Annotated in this window: 19 protein-coding genes; 10 read left to right on the top strand and 9 right to left on the bottom strand. The window is 64.0% G+C overall.

Annotated elements, in window-relative coordinates; genetic code table 11:
- Nucleotides 1–96 precede the first annotated feature (96 nt).
- The 3 genes from lhgO to ACFVSJ_RS16885 all read left to right on the top strand — a co-directional run bounded on the left by lhgO (nt 97) and on the right by ACFVSJ_RS16885 (nt 2,593).
- Nucleotides 97–1,314, top strand: coding sequence for an L-2-hydroxyglutarate oxidase (lhgO, locus tag ACFVSJ_RS16895; protein WP_387438097.1), 1,218 nt, complete (start codon nt 97–99; stop codon nt 1,312–1,314).
- Between the two features lie 148 nt (nt 1,315–1,462).
- A complete protein-coding gene (locus ACFVSJ_RS16890; RefSeq protein ID WP_387438096.1) occupies nt 1,463–1,765 on the top strand; it encodes a DUF4193 domain-containing protein in 303 nt (100 codons plus the stop codon).
- A gap of 282 nt (nt 1,766–2,047) precedes the next feature.
- The gene (locus ACFVSJ_RS16885; RefSeq protein WP_387438095.1) at nt 2,048–2,593 is read left to right on the top strand and encodes a hypothetical protein; all 546 of its coding nucleotides are present in this window, start codon (nt 2,048–2,050) and stop codon (nt 2,591–2,593) included.
- A 100-nt stretch (nt 2,594–2,693) separates the two neighbouring features.
- Here ACFVSJ_RS16885 and ACFVSJ_RS16880 read toward each other — a convergent pair whose 3' ends face one another.
- The 4 genes from ACFVSJ_RS16880 to ACFVSJ_RS16865 form a co-directional block, all read right to left on the bottom strand.
- Entirely contained in the window at nt 2,694–4,232 is a 1,539-nt protein-coding gene (locus ACFVSJ_RS16880; RefSeq protein ID WP_387438094.1) for an APC family permease, read from the bottom strand.
- A 13-nt stretch (nt 4,233–4,245) separates the two neighbouring features.
- Nucleotides 4,246–5,271 carry an agmatine/peptidylarginine deiminase gene (locus tag ACFVSJ_RS16875; protein WP_387438093.1) on the bottom strand — a complete coding sequence of 342 codons (1,026 nt, stop codon included), beginning with the start codon at nt 5,269–5,271 and terminating at the stop codon, nt 4,246–4,248.
- The gene (locus ACFVSJ_RS16870; protein WP_387438092.1) at nt 5,268–6,287 is read right to left on the bottom strand and encodes a nitrilase-related carbon-nitrogen hydrolase; all 1,020 of its coding nucleotides are present in this window, start codon (nt 6,285–6,287) and stop codon (nt 5,268–5,270) included. Before ACFVSJ_RS16870 ends, ACFVSJ_RS16875 begins: the two co-directional genes overlap by 4 nt.
- Before the next feature lie 125 nt (nt 6,288–6,412).
- Nucleotides 6,413–6,994, bottom strand: a complete 582-nt coding sequence (locus ACFVSJ_RS16865; RefSeq protein WP_387438091.1) for a helix-turn-helix domain-containing protein — start codon at nt 6,992–6,994, stop codon at nt 6,413–6,415.
- Nucleotides 6,995–7,143: 149 nt separating this feature from the next.
- On the opposite strand from ACFVSJ_RS16865, the gene ACFVSJ_RS16860 reads away from it, so the two are divergent.
- The 3 genes from ACFVSJ_RS16860 (at nt 7,144) to ACFVSJ_RS16850 (ending at nt 9,429) form a co-directional block, all read left to right on the top strand.
- A complete protein-coding gene (locus tag ACFVSJ_RS16860) occupies nt 7,144–8,139 on the top strand; it encodes an NAD(P)/FAD-dependent oxidoreductase (RefSeq protein ID WP_387438090.1) in 996 nt (331 codons plus the stop codon).
- 47 nt (nt 8,140–8,186) lie between these two features.
- Nucleotides 8,187–9,164 (top strand): NAD-dependent epimerase/dehydratase family protein, encoded by a 978-nt coding sequence (locus ACFVSJ_RS16855; RefSeq protein WP_387438089.1) that lies wholly within the window; start codon nt 8,187–8,189, stop codon nt 9,162–9,164.
- 61 nt (nt 9,165–9,225) lie between these two features.
- Nucleotides 9,226–9,429, top strand: coding sequence for a hypothetical protein (locus ACFVSJ_RS16850; RefSeq protein ID WP_387438088.1), 204 nt, complete (start codon nt 9,226–9,228; stop codon nt 9,427–9,429).
- Between the two features lie 71 nt (nt 9,430–9,500).
- Here ACFVSJ_RS16850 and ACFVSJ_RS16845 read toward each other — a convergent pair whose 3' ends face one another.
- Nucleotides 9,501–10,499 (bottom strand): LacI family DNA-binding transcriptional regulator, encoded by a 999-nt coding sequence (locus tag ACFVSJ_RS16845; RefSeq protein ID WP_387438087.1) that lies wholly within the window; start codon nt 10,497–10,499, stop codon nt 9,501–9,503.
- 159 nt (nt 10,500–10,658) lie between these two features.
- Here ACFVSJ_RS16845 and ACFVSJ_RS16840 point away from each other — a divergent pair, with 159 nt between their 5' ends.
- The gene (locus tag ACFVSJ_RS16840) at nt 10,659–11,603 is read left to right on the top strand and encodes a Gfo/Idh/MocA family protein (protein ID WP_387438086.1); all 945 of its coding nucleotides are present in this window, start codon (nt 10,659–10,661) and stop codon (nt 11,601–11,603) included.
- Nucleotides 11,600–12,625: a sugar phosphate isomerase/epimerase family protein gene (locus ACFVSJ_RS16835; protein WP_387438085.1), complete on the top strand. Its 1,026-nt coding sequence runs from the start codon at nt 11,600–11,602 to the stop codon at nt 12,623–12,625. The genes ACFVSJ_RS16840 and ACFVSJ_RS16835 overlap by 4 nt, the downstream gene beginning before the upstream one ends.
- A gap of 67 nt (nt 12,626–12,692) precedes the next feature.
- On the opposite strand, the gene ACFVSJ_RS16830 is transcribed toward ACFVSJ_RS16835, so the two are convergent.
- Genes ACFVSJ_RS16830 through ACFVSJ_RS16815 form a run of 4 tightly spaced genes read right to left on the bottom strand, consistent with a single transcriptional unit; the run spans nt 12,693 to nt 15,870 of the window.
- The gene (locus tag ACFVSJ_RS16830) at nt 12,693–13,067 is read right to left on the bottom strand and encodes a flagellar assembly protein FliW (RefSeq protein WP_387438084.1); all 375 of its coding nucleotides are present in this window, start codon (nt 13,065–13,067) and stop codon (nt 12,693–12,695) included.
- A complete protein-coding gene (gene flgL / locus ACFVSJ_RS16825) occupies nt 13,064–13,951 on the bottom strand; it encodes a flagellar hook-associated protein FlgL (RefSeq protein WP_387438083.1) in 888 nt (295 codons plus the stop codon). The genes ACFVSJ_RS16830 and flgL overlap by 4 nt, the downstream gene beginning before the upstream one ends.
- Nucleotides 13,952–13,954: 3 nt before the next feature.
- Entirely contained in the window at nt 13,955–15,376 is a 1,422-nt protein-coding gene (flgK, locus tag ACFVSJ_RS16820; protein WP_387438082.1) for a flagellar hook-associated protein FlgK, read from the bottom strand.
- Nucleotides 15,377–15,387: 11 nt separating this feature from the next.
- The gene (locus ACFVSJ_RS16815) at nt 15,388–15,870 is read right to left on the bottom strand and encodes a flagellar protein FlgN (protein ID WP_387438081.1); all 483 of its coding nucleotides are present in this window, start codon (nt 15,868–15,870) and stop codon (nt 15,388–15,390) included.
- A 233-nt stretch (nt 15,871–16,103) separates the two neighbouring features.
- Between ACFVSJ_RS16815 and ACFVSJ_RS16810 the strand changes: the two genes are divergently transcribed.
- Complete coding sequence (locus ACFVSJ_RS16810) at nt 16,104–16,940, top strand: flagellin (protein WP_387438080.1); 837 nt, start codon at nt 16,104–16,106, stop codon at nt 16,938–16,940.
- Nucleotides 16,941–17,030: 90 nt separating this feature from the next.
- Entirely contained in the window at nt 17,031–18,413 is a 1,383-nt protein-coding gene (gene fliD, locus ACFVSJ_RS16805) for a flagellar filament capping protein FliD (protein WP_387438079.1), read from the top strand.
- The last annotated feature ends 2 nt before the right edge of the window (nt 18,414–18,415 follow it).

Below are 18,415 nucleotides of genomic sequence, written 5' to 3'. Positions count from 1 at the left end.
GCAAGAGGGGCGGCACACCATGTGTCGCCCCTCTTTCGCGTTCAATGGACAAGGCCGTGGCATGCTGAAGAACCAGCCCCGAGGACGAGGAGTGCCATGGCGAACCCTGCGCAAACCAGGAGCATCAAGAGCTGTGCCGTGGTGGGCGGCGGGATCATCGGCGTCGCCGTCGCACGGGAGTTGACGAACACGCTCGACGGCGTCCAGGTCACCCTCTATGAAAAAGAGGACCGGCTCGCGGGCCACCAGACCGGCCACAATTCGGGGGTGGTCCATGCCGGCCTCTACTACGAACCCGGTGGCTTGAAGGCGACACTCTGCCGCAGGGGAGTCGGCCTCCTCCAGGAATTCTGCGCCGACAAAGGCCTTCCCTATGATGCCTGCGGCAAACTCGTGATCGCCCAGACGCCCGAAGAATCGAAGCGCCTGGAGAACATCTTCGCCCGCGCCACGGCCAACGGTGTTCCCGGTGCGAGGATGCTGAAAGCCGGCCAAATCAGCGAGGTGGAGCCGAACGCCGTCGGGCTTTCCGCTTTGCATTCGCCGGAAACGGCGATCGTCGACTACGCCGCCATCACGCGGGCGCTCGCCGACGACGTCCGCGCCGCGGGCGGTCGGATCCGGTTGGGGCAGGACGTTACCTCACTGGAGCAGCGGGGGAGCGGAGTGGTGGTCACCACGAAGGACGGCGGCGAGCATTACGACCTTGTGGTGGTGTGCGCCGGACTCCAATCGGACCGGCTCGCGGCGGCTACTGGCGAACCGAAGACGCCGCGCATCGTTCCCTTCTTTGGCCAGTACTTCCTCCTGGGCCACGAGGCTCGGGACAAGGTGAAGGGCCTCATTTATCCTGTTCCGGATCCAAAGCATCCTTTCCTTGGCGTTCACCTAACCAAGCGGATCGACGGCGAAATGATGCTTGGCCCCAACGCTTTTATTTCCTTTGGCCGTGAGTCATATTCATGGAAAGACATCAATGTCAGGGACGTGTTGGATTACACATTGTTCCCAGGATTTTGGAATTTTGCCCGGCAGAATGTGCCTTCGGCCGTACGGGAGTTCCAAACGGTGGTGAGCAAGAGCAGATTCATCCGTGAAGCCATGCGCTTTGTGCCCTCGCTGGAAGGTGCCACGGTGCTGCCCGGTACGCGCGGAGTGAGGGCGCAGGCGATGAATGGTGACGGCTCGCTGGTGGACGACTTTGTGATCGCACGACGCCGGGACACGGTATTGGTGCGGAACGCGCCTTCACCCGGAGCTACTTCGTCCATGGCCATTGCCGAGTACATCGTGCAGCAGGCCTTGGCGGGCTAGCTGGTTCGCGCGAAAGCCGCGCAAATCCAAGGCAAATGCCACTGCCGTGTTGCGTTGGGCACACTATTCGTTAAATTTGGGTTGTTTGCCCTAAACTGCTGCACTGAGGTGCCGGAATGGCACTTATGCAGCAACGAAAGCGAACCTAATGGCTACTGATTACGACGCCCCGCGCAAGACCGAAGAAGAGTCTCCCGCTGAATCGCTTGAGGCCCTTCAGCAGTCCCGTGGGACCGGTGCCCAGACTGCAGTCATCGATGTCGATGAAAACGACACCGCCGAGGGCATCGACCTTCCGGGTGCCGACCTTTCGAACGAAGAATTGACCGTTGTGGTGGTTCCCGAGCAGTCGGACGAATTCACCTGCGCTTCCTGTTTCCTGGTCCGTCACCGGTCCCAGGTGGCCCTGGAAAAGAATGGCTTGAAGTACTGCAAGGACTGCGAAGGCTAGGCGCCGAAAAGAGTATAAAGACCCCATCAGGCCGTATGGTCCGGTGGGGTTTTTGCATGCTTGATTGTCACGCGCAGATCACGTGATCTTCGATTACGAATGGGGTGCCGGGAAGGGGTCTAACGGCACAAAAGACCGCTCCATTGCCTTCCGGAATGACCTTCCCGTAATCACGGAAGAGGCCCTCTAACGGTTGGATGCCGAAGCGGAAACGAGCGGTATAAACACTGCTCGGCGCTCTTAGTCTTGAGGTATCCAAACCCGCCTTGAAGGGGGCAAAAAATGAGGAAATTAAGTGCTGGACTGGGGGCCGTGCTCGCGGTTGCCGGTCTGGGGCTGGTGGCGCCGGGTCCGGCTTCGGCATCACCGTACTGCGGTATCGCGTGGGGTTCGCTGGCCAAAGCGGATCCTGACATGAGCTCCGCCAACGTCACCAACGTCCGCACGGGCCAACAGGCCTGCTATGACCGTTTGGTGATCGATGTGGCCGGCAAAGTGGCCGGCTACTCCGTGCAGTACGTTCCGGTAGTGGTCCAGGACGGCTCCGGCTTCGAGATCCCGTTGCTGGGGGACGCGGACCTTCAAGTGACCGTGACGGCCCCGTCCTACAACCAGTACGGCCAGTCCACGTATGTTCCGGCCGCCAAGGCTGAGCTCTCCAACGTGTCCGGCTACCAGACCTTCCGGCAGGTGGCGTACGCGGGCAGCTTTGAGGGCTACACGAGCGTGGGGCTGGGTGTCCGCGCCCGGCTTCCCTTCCGGGTCTTTACCCTGGACGGGCCCGACGGCGGCTCGCGCTTGGTGGTGGACGTGGCCCATCACTGGTAGGCCTCCCGGTTCGTGACACCGCTAAACACGCGGAAAGCTGCTGGTTCGTACGGAAACTTCCGTACGAACCAGCAGCTTTTCAGCGAGCCCGCGGGCTGGCCTACTCCGGGACCACCAACGCAGGGGTGTCCTTGCGGATGGTCTCGCCGCGGAAGAATCCGGGCCGCACGCGGGACATGACCAGCATGACCACCGCGCCCATCGCCAGGATGCCAACGCCGAGGATGAACACCAGTCCCACGCCGAAGATCTCGGAGCCGCTGCCGAATTCCGGAGCCCAGCTGTCCACGGCCGTTTGCAGGAACACGACGAACAGGCCAACTCCGCCCAGCAGCGGGCACACGAGGCGCAGGAAGAAGTGTCGTGCGCTCGTGAAGAGGCTGTTCCGGAAATACCAGACACAGGCAATGGAAGTCAGTCCGTAGTAGAAACAGATCATCAGGCCAAGGGCCAGGATGGTGTCGTTCAGGACGTTTTCGCTGATCACGTGCATCACTGCGTAGAAGCCCGCGGACAGGACGCCGGCCGCAACGGTGGCGAAGCCCGGCGTCGAGAATTTCTTGCTCATGTGGCTGAAGCGCTCGGGCAGGGCGCCGTAGTGCGCCATGGCAAGCAGGCTGCGCGAGGGTGAGGTGAAAGTGGACTGCAGCGAAGCCGCGGAGCTGGAGAGTACTGCGAGGGACATCAGGATCGCGAACGGTCCCATCACCGGGGATGCGAGGGCGGTGAACACGTTGGAGTGGTTCTCCGCGTTGTTCAGTCCGATTCCCGTATCACCCACACCGGCGAACATCATGGTGGCGATGGTGACCAGCAGGTAGATACCCAGCACGATCACGGCGGTCAGGGTTCCGGCCGCGCCCGCCGTCTTCTTGCCGTTGGCCGTTTCCTCGTTCACGGTGAGGCAGACATCCCAGCCCCAGTAGACGAAGATCGACAGCGAAATACCGGCGGCAACCTGGCCGAAGGTTTCGATCTTGGTAACGTCAAACCAGTCCCAGCTGAAGGGAATCGCTGTCTCCGAGGTGGACCAGTTGGCAAGCGCCATGGCCACGAAGAGGCCCAGGACCAGAAGCTGGAAACCCACCAGTCCGTACTGGACAATCTTGGTAGTGTGGAGGCCCCGGTAGCTGACCCACACGGCCAGCGCCACGAAGACGAAGCAGGTGAGGACGTTGATGACTTTGTCGCCCGCGAGGTCGGCGAGTTCGGGGTTGCCCGTTGCCTGCGCCAGGAACAAGTAGAAGAAGTCCACGGCAACACCGGCCAGGTTGGACAAGACGATGATGTTGGCCGCGAGCAAGCCCCAGCCACCCATCCAGCCCACCCATGGCCCGAAGGCCTTGGTGACCCAGGTAAACGTGGTTCCGCTGTCCGGTGAGTCTGCGTTGAGCTCCCGGTAGGCGAGCGAGACCAGGATCATGGGAATGAACCCGATCAGGAAGATGACGGGCAACTGCAGCCCGGCCTCATTGACCGTGGGTCCGAGCGCGCTGGTGAGCGTATACGCCGGGGCGATGGTTGAAATGCCAAGAACGACGACGGCGAGGAGCCCCAACTGCCCCGTCTTCAGTCCCTTGCCGCTGATCTCATGCGACGTTGCAGCGTCGGTGCCGCTGCTGCGGATTGTCTGGCTCATGGGAAGGCCCTTTCTAGATGGCCGTAGGCTGCTGCTGCGTGATGCAGTGGATGCCGCCACCCCGGGCGAAGAGCTCGCGCGCGTCAACACTGACCACGTGGCGGCCGGGGTAGGCATCGGCGAGAATGCGGAGCGCTTTCTCGTCCATGGGGTCATTGAAGCTGCATGCGATGACCCCTCCGTTGACGACGAGGTGATTGATGTAGCTGTAGTCCACATACCCTTCGTCGTCTGTGAGGGTTTCCGGTGCGGGAACTTCGATGATGTTCCACTCCCGGCCTGCTGCGTCATGGGTGGTACGCAGGAAGTCGATGATTTCCCGGGAAACTTTGTAATCCGGGTGTTCAGGATTCTGCTGCGAGTGGACCAGCAGGGTGCCCGGGCTGGGGATCGCCGCAACGATGTCCACGTGGCCGCGCGTCCCGAACTTCTCGGAGTCGCGGGTCAGTCCGCGGGGGAGCCACACAACGTGGGTGGCACCGATGGTGCGGGCCAGCTCGTCTTCGATGTCAGCCTTGGTCAGGCCCGGATTGCGGCCCTGGTCCAACTGGACGGTTTCAGTGACGAGCACGGTGCCTTCACCGTCAACCTGGATGCCGCCGCCCTCGTTCACGATGCCGGACGGAAGGTGTTGAGCCTTGGCCCCGCCGGTTACGAATTCGGCGATGAGGGAGTCCTTGTCCCAGGCAGCCCAGTCCTGCCCGCCCCAGCCGTTGAAGATCCAGTCCACGGCACCGAGCTGCTTGTTGGCGTCGAGTACGAACGAGGGGCCAATGTCCCGCATCCAGGCGTCGTTGAGTTCCGCCGTCAGTACCTCGACACGAGGGTCCAGGTAGCGCGCGGCCGTTTCGACGTCGTCGGGCGCTACCACCATGGTGACGGGCTCGAACTCAAGGATGGCGTTCGCGACAGCCGCCCACGTGGAGCGCGCGGCGTGTGCCTCTTCCTCGGTGTCGCCCAAGGTGTATCCACCGGTGGGGAAGGCCATCCAGACGCGGTCCTGGGGTGCCGTCTCGGACGGCATGCGCCAGGCGCTCACGCGGAAACTGCCTGTGGCTGCTGGCTGGCGCCGAGGGGTGCATCCGGGTTCACGGGCTCGGTGAGGCGGGCATACGTTTCCGGGCGTCGGGTGGCCAGGAACGGGAAGAGCGTCAGCCAGTCCTTGCGCTGGTCGAGGTCCAGGTCCGCCACCAGGACTGCCGACTCGTCGCGGGGAGCCTGCACAAGGATGCGGCCATAGGGATCCGAGATGAAGGACGAACCATAGAAGTTCAGGGTGCCTTCGCTGCCATGGCGGTTGGGCGCGATCATGAACAGGCCGTTGGCGATGCCGTTGCCCACAATGACCTGCTGCCACAGCGGCTGGGTATCGAAGTCCGGGTGGTCCGGCTCGGAACCGATGGCCGTGGGGTAGACCAGGATTTCCGCGCCACCCAACGAGTAGACGCGGGCAAGCTCGGGGAACCATTCGTCCCAGCAGGTGGGCATGCCCAGGCGTGCGCCGCCCAGCTCGGCCGGAGCGTGAACAGCGTAGGCGTCGTCCGAGTCCGGGCCCTGGCGGAAGAATTTGTCCTCGTAGTAGCCGGCTGTCACGGGGATGTGCAGCTTGTGGGTGCGCGCGACGAGCTCGCCGGCAGGGGAGACCAGGATGGCGGTGTTGAGGCCAAGGCCGTCATCGGTGCCGTCCGGGTTCTCTGCGCGCTGGTAGAGGGAAGCGTGGACGGAGACGCCGAACTTCTTGGCGGCCTCGGCTGCAAAGGTGAACGTGGGGCCCGTGAGCAAGTCCTCGGTGATGTCCGACGGGCGGATGCGTGCGGCCGGGTTGTTCTCGGGCCGGGTGTCTGCCGGGTAGCGGGACAGGGTCAGCTCGGGCAGGAAAACGACCGTGGCTCCCAGCTTGGCTGCGCGCTCGATGCCCTCGTTGAGTTCGGCGCGCAGCACGGCTTCGTCGGCGTGCCACTGGTGCTGGACGACGCCGACCCGCAGCGGGGTGCGGGTTGACGGTTCGGTGCGGGCCAGGGAAGTCGGGGCTTCGAGGCAGGTAATTTCAATCATGATGGCATGTACTCCGTGAGACGACTGTCACTAAATGAATAGCGTTCATTTAGTATGGCGGGAGTCACGCCTGAGCGCAAGGGGTCTAATGAATCACGTTCGTTTATGACCGCTCGCGAGGTGGCTCAGCGCTTGGGCCTGGCCCTCACGTGCATGCGTTCGCCTTGCTGGCCAAAGAGCGTCAGGAGTTCCACTGGTTCCACGGTGGCGCTCGCGAACCAATGCGGTGTCCGCGTATCAAACTCCGCGGCTTCGCCGGCCTTGAGGATGAAGTCGTTCTCGCCCAGGATCAGGCGGAGCTTGCCATTGAGGATGTACATCCAGTCGTAGCCCTCGTGGGATTGCGGGTTGGGAATCTCCTTGCCGGTCCCTCCCGGGAGGATCATCTTGAAGGCTTGGATCCCGCCGGGCCTCTTGGTCAGGGGTAGCGCCGTTCCCCATTCGTGGACGTGCGGCTTGAGGTGGATGCGGGGATCACCTGTCTCCGGGGCGTCGATCAGTTCTTCGAGCGGGATTTGATGGAGCCGGGCAATGGGCAAGAGCAGTTCAAGCGTTGGTTTCCGTTGCCCCGACTCCAGCCGGGAGAGGGTGCTGACGGAAATTCCCGTGGCTTCGGATGCCTCGGCGAGCGTCATGTTCTTTTGCGTCCGAAGGGTGCGCAGCCGCGGCCCTACGGAATTGAGGAGCTTGCTGAAATCGGAATCCATAGCTCCATTTTGCCATAGCGGCAAACTTTCTTGCCGGTGTGCACATGTCCGCGGAAGCATTGGATACGAAGCGTTGTGGGGCCCGCTATGCGCCCCAAGATCCGGGGATAGCGCGCAGAGCGGGCCCCGCAAGGGAAGGATTTGGAAAGATGCAGCAGCAATACGACGTTGTTGTCATCGGAGGTGGGGCGGCGGGATTGAGCGCCGCCGTTACCTTGGGCCGGGCCCTGCGCTCGGTCCTCGTCATTGATGCGGGGGAGCCGAGGAACGCACCCGCTTCGGGCGTCCACGGATTCCTTTCGCGGGACGGCATGGACCCCAAGGAATTGTTGGCTGTTGGCCGCGATGAGGTCCGCAAGTATGGCGGCGCCATTGTGGATGGCGCGGCGGTATCGGCGCGTTCGACGGCGGAACGCGGCGACGGCGTGGAACCCGCCTTCGAGGTGGAACTGGCTGATGGGCGGTTGGTTGCGGCGCGGCGTTTGCTGGTGGCAACGGGCCTGAAAGACGTGTTGCCGGATATAGGCGGTATCCGCGAACGGTGGGGCAGGGACGTGCTGCACTGCCCGTATTGCCACGGCTGGGAAGTCCGGAACAAGCCAATCGGCATCCTGGGATCCGGGCCGATGTCCATGCACCAGGCCCTGCTTTTCCGGCAGTGGAGCCCGGATATCACGCTGTTCCTGAACGACAAGTTGGATCCGACGGAGGAGGAGTGGGAGCAGTTGGCTGCCCGGTCCATTCAGGTGGTGGAGGGCAAAGTGACGTCCCTGGAGATCCACGATGACACCCTGAGTGGCGTGGTCCTTGAGTCCGGCAAGGTCATCCCGGTGGAGGCTGCGGTGGTCGGACCGCGCATGGAAGCCCGCTCGGGTGTGCTGGAATCTCTCGGCATCACACCCACGGAACATCCCATGGGTGTGGGGCATCATGTTGAAACGGTTGCCCTTGGCGGTGCCACCTCGGTTCCCGGCGTGTGGGTTGCCGGGAATGTCACGGATCTGACCGGGCAGATAGTGGCCTCCGCGGCAGCCGGGAACATGGCCGGTGCGGTGATCAACGCGGACCTGATGATGGCAGAGACCAGGATAGCGGTGGAAACGTCCCGGCTCCAGGGCTCCGGGTCTCCCGCAATCGCCCGCTGACGGGCTAGCGTGGTGCCAAACTCTTCCAAGCCACGGGATGGGGCATCATGAAGATCGTCGTCATTGGCGGCAGCGGACACATCGGCAGTTTCCTCGTTCCACGGCTGGTCCGTGCGGGGCACACGGTCACTAACGTCAGCCGGGGAAAGCGAAGGCCCTACGTGGATGCGCCTGAATGGGACGAGGTACGGGAGGTGGCCGCGGATCGCGAGCAGGAGGACCGCGCGGGCACCTTCGGTACGCGGATCGCGGAACTGGGCGCCGACGTCGTGATCGACTTGGTGTGTTTCACGCTTGAGTCGGCCACGGCGCTGCTGGAACGACTCCGCGGGGCAACCGGCCACTTGCTGCACTGTGGGTCCATCTGGCGTTACGGTCCAAGCCGGAAAGTGCCCAACTCCGAAGGTGCCGTCTTGCCTCCGTTGGGCGAGTACGGAATCCAGAAGGACCGGATCGCGCGCATGTTGAAGGCCGAGACGGCCGGGGGCGGGCTGCCAACCACCTCGCTGCATCCGGGCCACATCGTCGGGCCGGGATGGCAGCCCATTGGGCCGCTGGGGAACCTGGACCCGGAGGTTTGGTACACCCTCTCCGCGGGGCACGTCCTGAAGGTTCCCGACGGCGGTACGGCCTTGATGCACCACGTGCACGCCGATGATCTTGCCCAGGCATTCGAAAAGGCCGTAAACCGGCCCGAAGCAGCCGCGGGGGAGGACTTCAATATTGTTGCCCCGACGGCGCTGAGTGCCCGCGGGTATGCGGAAATCGCCGCGGGTTGGTTTGGCAGGACAGCGAACCTGGAATCCGTGGGCTGGGCCGAGTTCCGCAGCTCCCGTTCCGGGGACCACGCCCAAACCAGTTGGGAGCACCTGCACCGCAACCATTGCTTTTCGATTGGGAAGGCTGGGCAGCTGCTGGGTTACCAGCCCCGCTACGAACCGGAGGAAGCAGTCTTCGAATCCATCCAATGGCTTGTGGAAAACCAGCAGTTGCACGTGGCCGGAGCGTTGCGGTCAAGCTATTAACGGTCGACTTGTGGCTTGAAGGCGAGGACGATTAAAGGGCAGCCACTTTAAGGAGGTTGGTATGTGCTACTCGTACTATGAGGACTTCGAGCGGCGCACGAAGAAGGACTCCGCGCGCAAGCCCGAGATGCACAAGCCCGAGGCAGAAAAGACAGCTGAGAAGCATCCGCAGACGGAAGGAACTCTGTGGACTTTCCTGGCCCGTCGCCGCAGGGAATTCGAGGTGTCCGAGCCGAAGATCGACCGCATCCGCGAGAAGGTCTGATCCAATCAACGCGGGGTCACTTACAGCCCATTCCGGAGGGGATTATGGGCCGTAAGTGACCCCGCGTTGCTTTAAGTGGGGGAGGTTGTGGTGCGGAGGACCAGCGCGGGTTCAATGAGGGTCCGCTCAGGTTCAAGATCGGGGTCCTCGAGGCGGGCCAGCAACCTCCGGGCCGCGTCCATGCCCACCACGTCGCTGCGGTTGTCGATGGACGTCAGGTCCAGATAGCGGGATTTGGCCAAGGGGGAGTTGTCGTAGCCGATCACCGAAATATCCGCCGGCACGGACAATCCCCGGGCCTTGATGGCGGCAAACGCACCCAGCGCCATGGTGTCGTTCGCGGCGAAGATCGCCGTGATGTCCGGATGGTGGTCCAAAAGCCAGCAGGCTGAGGCGTAGCCGTCTTCCTCAGACGTTCCCTCAGCCTGGCCGATGAGAACCTCGACGCCGGCAGTCTTCGCGGCGCGCTGGTAACCGGCGCGCCGGTGCAGCGACGCGCCGTCGTGCCCTGACAAGTGGCCGATCCGCGTGTGTCCCAGCTCCAGCAGGTGGTTCGTTGCCATGCTGCCGCCGGCGTCGTCGTCGTTGGTGATCAGGTCGGCGCCCTCGGGGACGCCGTTCCGCCACCCGGCGACGACGGTGGGGACCCACGTGCGCGCCAGCATCGATTCGCTGGGCTCTGCCGCGATGACCAACGCGTCCACATGCATCGCGAGCAGGCCGTCCGTGGCTTCCTTGATGCGGTTCTCGCCGGGCCGGGAGTCGGCGAGTGTCACTTGGTAGCCGTGCTCCGAGAGGACGGATTCCATGCCGCGGAGGAGGTCCACGAACCAGAGGTTGCGGTAGTCGTCGATCACCAACCCGATGCTTTTGGTGCGGTTGCTGGCCAGGGTGGTGGCCGCGCGGCTGGGCCGGTAGCCGAGTTCGGTGATGGCGTTGTGGACGGCGTCCCGACGTTTGGCGCTGACCCTCTCCGGGTCCTTCAGGAAGAGCGAAACCAACGACGGCGAGACACCGGCTTGGGTGGCGACGTCGTAGAGGGTGGGGCGTCGGGTCTGGGGACTGTTCACGGAATGTTCGGTGCCTTTCGTGTCTGCCTTCGAGGATAGTCGGCCAATGATTGACAGGACATATGGACATGGCTACGATCGAGTCCAGCGTAAAAATTGTAGCGCTACAAAATGCCGCACTGAGCCCCATGTGTCGGTGAAATTTCGAAGGAGAAATCAATGGCTGAAAGCCTCGGCGTCGCCGTCATCGGTGCAGGCATGGCCTCCGGAAAGCACGTGCTGTGCGAGAAGCCCCTCAGCGACACTCTCGAGGACGCCCGCGCCATGGCCGAGGCTGCCCGCGCCGCTGAGTCCCGCGGAAACCTGGCCCGCATCGGTTTCACGTTCCGCCGCACTCCCGGCATCGCCTACATCCGTGAACTCATCCAGAACGGCGTCCTGGGGAACGTGCTGCACTTCAGCGGCCGGTACTGGACCGACTACGGCTTCAGCCCCTCGGCTCCCATGAGCTGGCGTTACAAGGGCGGGCCCGGCTCCGGCGCCCTGGCCGACGTCGGAAGCCACCTGACGTACGTGTCCGAATTCCTGTGCGGCGAGATCAAGTCCATCAGCGGCGGCCGGCTGGCCACGTCGATCGACAAGCGCCCGCTGCCGCTGAGCGCCGTCATGGGCCACGACCATGTTGCCGTGAGCGACACCTTCGAAGCGGTGGAGAACGATGACTACGCGGCTTTCAATGCAGAGTTCGCCAACGGTGCCGGAAGCTTCGAAGTGTCCCGTGTTGCCGCGGGCCACGCCAACAGCCTGCAGTTCGAGGTGTTCTGCGAAAACGGTGGCGCCAAGTTCGACCAGCGCCGCCCCAACGAAATCCAGCTTTTCCTCAACGACGAGTCCGGGCTGCAGAACGGCTACCGGCAGGTCATCCTCGGCCCGGGACACCCCTACATTGCGGGTGGCCTCGCCATGGATGCCCCCGAGGTTGGCTTTGGCCAGAATGACGCGTTCGGCTACCAGGCCCGGGCGTTCCTTGAGGAGATCGCCGGTCTTTCCGAAGCAGAGTCGCTGCCCCGCTGCGCCACCTTCGACGAAGGTGTCCGCAACATGGAACTCCTCGGCGCAGTCGCCGAATCCGCACTGAACAACGGAAAGAAGATCTCGCTATGAAACTCGGCGTCTACAACGCGATCCTGCACGACCGTCCTTTGCCTGAGGCTTTGAAGGTTATTGCGGATTTGGGCCTGACCGGGATCGAGATCAACACCGGCGGGTTCCTCCCGGCCGTTCACGTACCCACCATGGACGACATCCTGGTGTCGGATGCCGCCCGGGACGACTACTTGGCCATCTTCGAGGGCACCGGGGTCTCCATCGCGGGATTGAACTGCAACGGCAACCCGCTGCACCCGCGGCGCGAGATCGGCGAGAAGCACGCCGAGGACATCCGCCGTTCCATCCGTCTGGCGCAACGTCTGGGCCAGAACCGCGTGGTCACCATGTCCGGCCTGCCCGGTGGCGAGCCCGGCGCAACCACGGTCAACTGGGTGGTCAATGCCTGGAACTCTGCCGCCCTTGATGTCCTGGACTACCAGTGGGGCATTGCCGCGGAGTTCTGGAAAGAAACGGACCGCCTGGCCGCCGACCATGGCGTAAAGGTCGCTTTGGAGCTGCACCCGCAGAACATTGTGTTCAACACCGCGGACGTGTACAAGCTGATCGAACTTACGGGCGCGACGCACGTGGGCGTCGAGTTGGATGCTTCCCACTTGTTCTGGCAGCAGATGGATCCGGTGGCCGTGGTCCGCGAACTCGGGCCGCTCGTGTTCCAGGCCGCTGCCAAGGATGTCCGCGTCAACAAGGACAATGCCGCGCTCTACGGCGTGCTGGACAACAGCTTCCGCCGGCTGTCACCCGAGGAAAACCGCACCAACCTTGGTGGCGACGAATGGGCCAACGAGTGGCCCAGGAACTCCGCTTGGGACTTCGTTGCCCTGGGCCGCGGACACGACACCGCCTACTGGACCGAGTTCCTCCGTGCCCTCCACGAGGTTGACCCGGACATGCTGGTCAACATCGAGCACGAGGATGTCTCCCTTGGCCGGATCGAGGGGCTGGAAGTCGCAGCCAAGGTGCTTCGTGACGCGGACGCCGCGCTTGAGGCATCGTTGAACGTCCCGGTCGCTCAGTAGCGCACCATCCAACGGACAATTCACCGTGGAGCTAGCCGGTGAATTGTCCGTTGGGCGGGGTTTCGTTCTAAGAGCCCAGTTCCGCCCGCAACGGGTACGTGCCGCCGTCGAGAATCACCTGCATGCACACGCCGGTAGCGGGGTTAAGCACGATCGGGGCCATCAGGTTCACCGTGGTCTTCTCCGGCGAGGGGTTCACCACCACCAAGGTTGTGCCCTGCCCGCGGGAGCCCAGTCCCACAGCAGCCAACGCCGTATCCGGGATCACGGGGGCGTAGTCCGGCACGTAGACCGAAGCATCGGCCACGAACATCCGGGCCGGCGGGGTGGCTGATTCCAGGGCGAACAAGCCTTCAGCGCCGGCTACCCCGCGCAGCGAGAAGCCCTCGGCCGATTCCAGTCCTGGCAGCGGGGCCGCGAAGGTCAATGAGGCCATGCTCATCGCAGGAAATCCATGAGGGTTGGCTGCAGCACCTTGGCGGTCACCGCGAGGGCTACTTGGTAGTTGGTTTCCTGCACTTTCAAATCCATGACAGCCTTTCCCAAATCCAGGTCTTCCACCCGCGACCTCTGCGTTTCCAGCGTAGCCTTCATCCCTTCCAACGAATCCTGTGCCTGCCCCAAGCGTGTCTGCCGCATGCCGACGTCGGCCCTCCCGTCAATGACCGACTGGATCTTCGCCCCGATGGCAGCCAGCCTTCCGTTGGGATTGACCCCGGCACGGATGTCCGCGACGACGTCACTCACCACCGCGAAGACGGAGCCGGCGCCATCGCCAAAGATCGCGCCGCCGTCGGAATCCACGCGCACGGTGCGTGAGGCATCAACGCGACGTTCCACGGATGCGCCGGACCCGCCGTTGAACACCGGGGGAGCGCTGTTGGTGAAGGCGCCGTCCGTGTCCGAACTGCCGGCAAAGACGTTCCGGCCCAGATACTGCGTGTTGGCCTGCGTCAGGAGGTCCTTGCCGAGGCCTTCGATTTCGACGGCGATCGCCTCCTTCGCGGAATCGTTCAGTGTCCCGTTGGCCACTTGGACAACCAGGTCCCGCACCCGGTTCAGGATGTTGGTGGACTGCCCCAGCGCAGTGTCAGCCGCCGCGAGCCAGCCGTTGCCGTCGCTGATGTTGCTGCCGTATTGGTTGGCCGCGTTGAGCTGGCCCCGCAAGGCGATGGCTTGGGCGGCACCGGCAGGATCGTCGGACGGCCGGTTGATGTTCTTGAGGGAGAGTGCCCGGTCCTGCAGTTCGGCCAGCCGGGTCTGTGCGGACTGCAGGCTCCGCTGCGAAGAGGCCGCCATCATTTGGGTAGTGACGCGATTGAGCATGGCTTACCTTCCCACCAATCCGGTGCGGTTGATCAGGACGTCCAAGGCCTCGTCGATGGCCGTCATCACACGAGCCGCCGCCTGGTAGGCGTGCTGCCCGGCGAGGAGGCTGATGTTCTCCTCGTCCAGGCTGACTCCCGCACCTGAGTTACGCTGCCCGACGGCGGCAACTCCCGCCGCGTCCGCCAGTTGCGAATGCTGTTGTGCCGAGCGGGAGGCCATACCGATTCCGGAGACGACTCCGCTCCAGAAAACATCGGGCGAGGTTGCGGAGGAGCCGATCAGGGACAGCTTGTCCGCAACGCTTCCGTCCAGGGCACCCGCCCCCGCCGCGCCGGTGGCAATCCCCGCTGCGTTGCCCGGGACAACCTTGAGTGACAGCGCGACGGGGACGCCCGGCGAACTGGTGAAGAAGTCCAGGTTGCCGGTGCCCGCGGTGGTCTGCCCCGTGCGATGGATGGCGTTGACGTCGTTCATGAGTTGCGTTGCGAAGGCGTTGTAGGCGTCCGCGGCCTGGGCGATCGCGCCGCCGGTCCCGCTTCCGTTGGCCGGTGCCAGCAGGGAGACCGCTCCGGCGAGTTTGCCGCCGTCGAGGTTTACCGCGGCACCCGGCCGGTCTGCCCACTCAAGCTGCACCGGCTGTGCTCCGCCGCCGAGGCTGGTGGGACCGGCCAAGGTGAGTTGGCGGGCCGACGTTCCCGAGACCAGGGCGTTCCCGCCAATGAACACATCCGCGGTGCCGTCGGCATTCTCGCGGACGGTACCTCCGGCCATGGACGCGATTGATTCGGTCAGCTGGTTGCGGGCATCGATGAGCTCGTTCGCCGAGCCCCCTGCTGCCAAGGTGGAGCGGATTTGCGTATTCAGGTTTGCCACGCGGCCCGCGGCGGCGTTGACCTCGCTCACCGTTGCCGATGCCTCGCCCCGCACCCTGCTCCACTGTGCGTCGAGTGCCCGGTAACCTGCGGAGACGGTTTCAGTCAGCGTCGCCGCAGCTTCGAGCAGGACCGACGCCGGAGCGGACTCGCCCGGGTGGTTCGCCACTCCCTGCCACGAGGCCCAAAAGGTGTGCAACGCCGTCGAGAGTCCATGCGGTCCGGGTTCCTGCAAGCCGTCCTCGAGCCGCTGCAGTTCGGCGGAACGGATACCCGCGTAGCCGGACGCGGCCGCAGTGTTGCGGACTCCGGCGTCGAGGAAGCTGCTGCCCAAGCGTGCGATCCCGTCCACCGAGACCCCCTGGCCTATCTGCCCGATGCCCGGGTTGAGGCCTGCGGGCACGGGTGCTCCGATGGCGGACTGTTCGATCCGCTGGCGGGTGTAGCCCGGGGTGGAGGCGTTCGCAATGTTTTGCCCCGCCAGGTTGATGGCTTGCTGTGCTGCGGTGAGGCCCCGGTAGGCCGTGTTGAGTCCGCCGAATGTGCTCACTGGGTTCCTTCTCAGAGTTTCCGGTCGACGAGGTGGGCCGACGAGGAATCGCCGGTGCGGCCGTGGGAGTCGTAGGTTCCGGCCGCGGGCTTCAGGTCCGCGAGGGTCTCCTGGGTGGAACGGACGGCTGCGCGCAGGAATTGCTCGTTTGCGTCGCGGAGTTCCTTGATGGTGGCGGTCTGTTGCCGCATGGCGCCCAAGTGGGACGTCAGGACATCTGCCCAGGCGGGCTCCGGAGCAGCGGCCGCCAGCTCCGCGAGCGAACAATCCTGCGACAGCCCCCACTGTTCGGCCACGGCGGCAATCTCCACGGCCCGGGCAAGGCCGGCCTTGGAAACACGGTCAAGGACCTGTTCCACTTCCCGGGTGCCGTGCGGCAACCAACGGGACTTGCCGGCCGTCAGCAGCAGTTGCTCTTCTTCGAGCTTGAACGTCAGGAGATCCAGCAGCTCGCGTTCGCGCCACAGCAGGGCTGACAGTTCATGGATGGCCACGGCGGTCAACTCCAGTTCTGGTTTGGGGATGGTTTTTGGGGGATGGGGTGCGGTGAGTCCGTTGACAACTCCCCCTTAGCTATCGGCCGTAAGCGGTGCGGCGTTAGGCGGGCTGGGTGGGAAAAGCTGTTGGGAATTTTTGCTAACGGACCGTTTGGTCCCCGCCGATAGTGCGGTGTGACGGCCCACGGATGGGCTGCCACACAGTAAGTCCAGATCACGGAGGAAAAATCATGGGCATGCAGATCAACAACAACCTGATGGCAAACAACGCTTACCGCAGCTTGAACGCCACGCAGGACACCCTGTCCAAGTCGATGGAAAAGCTTTCCAGCGGCCTGCGCATCAACCGTGCTGCTGACGACGCAGCCGGCCTTGCCATCTCGGAAGGCCTCAAGTCCCAGGTGAGCGGCTCGGCAGTTGCCGCCCGCAACGCCCAGGACGGCATCAGCATCATCCAGACCACGGAAGGTGCCCTCACCGAAGTCCACTCCGTACTGCAGCGCATGCGCGACCTCGCAGTCCAGGGTGCCTCGGACACCAACAACGGCGACGCTCGTGCGGCCATCAAGAAGGAAGCCGACTCGCTGGGCAAGGAGCTGGACCGCATCACGCAGTCCACCAACTTCAACGGCATCGACCTCCTCAAGGGCGGCGCCAAGGACATCCAGGTTGGCACTGCCGGCTCGGCGAACGACGTCATCTCCGTCACCCTCGGCGATGTCGCAACGGCAACGGGCACGCTGGCCGGCGCCGCCGGTGCAACGGGCTTCGACGTCACCAGCAACGCCAACGCCCAGACCACCATCACGGCGATCGACACGGCCATCAAGGCAGTGTCCACGCAGCGTTCGGACCTCGGTGCGAGCCAGAACCGCCTGGACCACGCCATCAAGTCCCTGAACGTTGCGGGCGAAAACCTGCAGGCAGCACAGTCCCGCATCGCGGACACGGACATGGCTGCGGAAATGGTCAAGTACACCAAGGCCAACATCCTGTCCCAGGCAGGAACGGCCATGCTGGCACAGGCCAACCAGTCCGGCCAGGGCGTTCTCTCGCTCCTGCGCTAAGACCCCTTAGCCTGACACGGCGGCCGGCCGGGCCCCCATCCTGGCCGGCCGTCGTGTGGCATGGGATTGACCAACCCGGAAGGAGAACCTGTGACAACCGCGATCGACGGGCTCGCCAGTGGCCTGAACACCACCGCGATCATCAACTCCCTGATGTCCGTCGAGGCCTTGCCGCAGACCCAGCTCAAGACCAAGCTGGCCTCCAACCAAACGGTCATCTCCACGCTGCAATCCCTCAACACCAAGCTCACTGCGCTGAAGGATCTCTCCGCTGCGGGTTCGGCCACCGGCGCGCTGAACCTGTTCACTGCCACGAGCAGCGCCCCTTCCGTCACGGCAAAAACCACGACGGCGGCCACTGCCGGATCGATCGACCTGACCGTGACGCAGCTGGCCCAGACGCAGGTAAACGTCACCGCGGCCATGGCCTCCTGGCCCACCGACGGTGGTGCGCCGGCACACCTGACGATTGTCGATTCCACGGGTAAGAAGACCGAGATTGCTCCTGCGAGTACTTCCTTGGATGACGTGGTTTCGGCCATCAACGCAGCATCCGGTGGCGCGCATGCGGTGAAGGTTCCGGCAGGCAACGGCACCTACCGCCTGCAACTTACGGCGTCTACGTCCGGCGCGGCCGGAGCCTTTACCGCCTACCAAGGCACAGCAGCGCAAGTGGCGGGCGGCACGGCGGTGGACCTCATGGCTGACCCGACTGCCGCCGTCGTACGCTCCGCCCAGGACGCCAAAGCCACCCTGTACGCGGGCACTGCCGCTGAGCAGGTTTTGACCTCGAACACCAACACGTTCACGGATGTCCTCCCGGGGGTTTCCGTGACCGCGTCCGCTGTGACAACATCGCCGGTCACTGTGACGGTGTCCAGCGATGTTCCGGGCATCACCAAGAAGGCCGGAGAACTGGTGACGTCCGTCAACGACGTCCTCAGCTTCGTCTCCATGTACAGCGCGGTGTCCAAGACCACCGATTCCAGCGGGGCCACGGTGCCGAAGGCCGGGATACTGACCGGCAACAGCAGTGTTCGGGCGGTCAATGACCAAGTGCTCGCGGCACTGTCACGGCCCATCGACGGGAAATCGCCCGCCGAATACGGCATCAACATCACCAAGGACGGCAACTTCACGTTCGATTCCGCGAAGTTCTCTGCGGCATTGACCGCGGACCCGGCAGCCACGCAAGCCGCGGTGCAGGCTTTGGCCGGGCGTGTGGCCGAAGCCGCGACTGCCGCTTCAGACCCCTACAGCGGCTCAATCTCCAGCCTCATCAAGGGCCGTGAATCCGAAGCACGCGATCTTGGCACAAGGATCGCCGACTGGGACCAGCGGCTCGCCACGCGCCGCGCCACCCTCCAGGCCGTTTACACCAACATGGAGGTGCTGCTCGGCGGCCTCCAATCGCAGTCCACTTGGTTGTCCGGGCAGATTTCCAGCCTCCCGAAGCAGTCCACAGGAGAATAGCC

This window comes from Paenarthrobacter sp. NPDC058040 (assembly GCF_042885775.1).
GTDB lineage: Bacteria > Actinomycetota > Actinomycetes > Actinomycetales > Micrococcaceae > Arthrobacter.
The sequence above is the reverse complement of the archived record's forward strand: the minus strand, read 5'-3'. Positions and strand labels throughout refer to the sequence as shown.

What these genes read in the sequence shown, in the direction of transcription:
- ACFVSJ_RS16840 (WP_387438086.1), top strand. Translation starts at nt 10,659, where the DNA reads ATGGCTGAAAGCCTCGGCGTCGCCGTCATCGGTGCAGGCATGGCCTCC.
- ACFVSJ_RS16890 (WP_387438096.1), top strand. Translation starts at nt 1,463, where the DNA reads ATGGCTACTGATTACGACGCCCCGCGCAAGACCGAAGAAGAGTCTCCC.
- ACFVSJ_RS16865 (WP_387438091.1), bottom strand. Translation starts at nt 6,994, where the DNA reads ATGGATTCCGATTTCAGCAAGCTCCTCAATTCCGTAGGGCCGCGGCTG.
- ACFVSJ_RS16830 (WP_387438084.1), bottom strand. Translation starts at nt 13,067, where the DNA reads ATGAGCATGGCCTCATTGACCTTCGCGGCCCCGCTGCCAGGACTGGAA.
- flgL (WP_387438083.1), bottom strand. Translation starts at nt 13,951, where the DNA reads ATGCTCAATCGCGTCACTACCCAAATGATGGCGGCCTCTTCGCAGCGG.
- ACFVSJ_RS16850 (WP_387438088.1), top strand. Translation starts at nt 9,226, where the DNA reads ATGTGCTACTCGTACTATGAGGACTTCGAGCGGCGCACGAAGAAGGAC.
- ACFVSJ_RS16885 (WP_387438095.1), top strand. Translation starts at nt 2,048, where the DNA reads ATGAGGAAATTAAGTGCTGGACTGGGGGCCGTGCTCGCGGTTGCCGGT.
- ACFVSJ_RS16860 (WP_387438090.1), top strand. Translation starts at nt 7,144, where the DNA reads ATGCAGCAGCAATACGACGTTGTTGTCATCGGAGGTGGGGCGGCGGGA.
- ACFVSJ_RS16835 (WP_387438085.1), top strand. Translation starts at nt 11,600, where the DNA reads ATGAAACTCGGCGTCTACAACGCGATCCTGCACGACCGTCCTTTGCCT.
- ACFVSJ_RS16855 (WP_387438089.1), top strand. Translation starts at nt 8,187, where the DNA reads ATGAAGATCGTCGTCATTGGCGGCAGCGGACACATCGGCAGTTTCCTC.
- ACFVSJ_RS16810 (WP_387438080.1), top strand. Translation starts at nt 16,104, where the DNA reads ATGGGCATGCAGATCAACAACAACCTGATGGCAAACAACGCTTACCGC.
- lhgO (WP_387438097.1), top strand. Translation starts at nt 97, where the DNA reads ATGGCGAACCCTGCGCAAACCAGGAGCATCAAGAGCTGTGCCGTGGTG.
- ACFVSJ_RS16870 (WP_387438092.1), bottom strand. Translation starts at nt 6,287, where the DNA reads ATGATTGAAATTACCTGCCTCGAAGCCCCGACTTCCCTGGCCCGCACC.
- ACFVSJ_RS16880 (WP_387438094.1), bottom strand. Translation starts at nt 4,232, where the DNA reads ATGAGCCAGACAATCCGCAGCAGCGGCACCGACGCTGCAACGTCGCAT.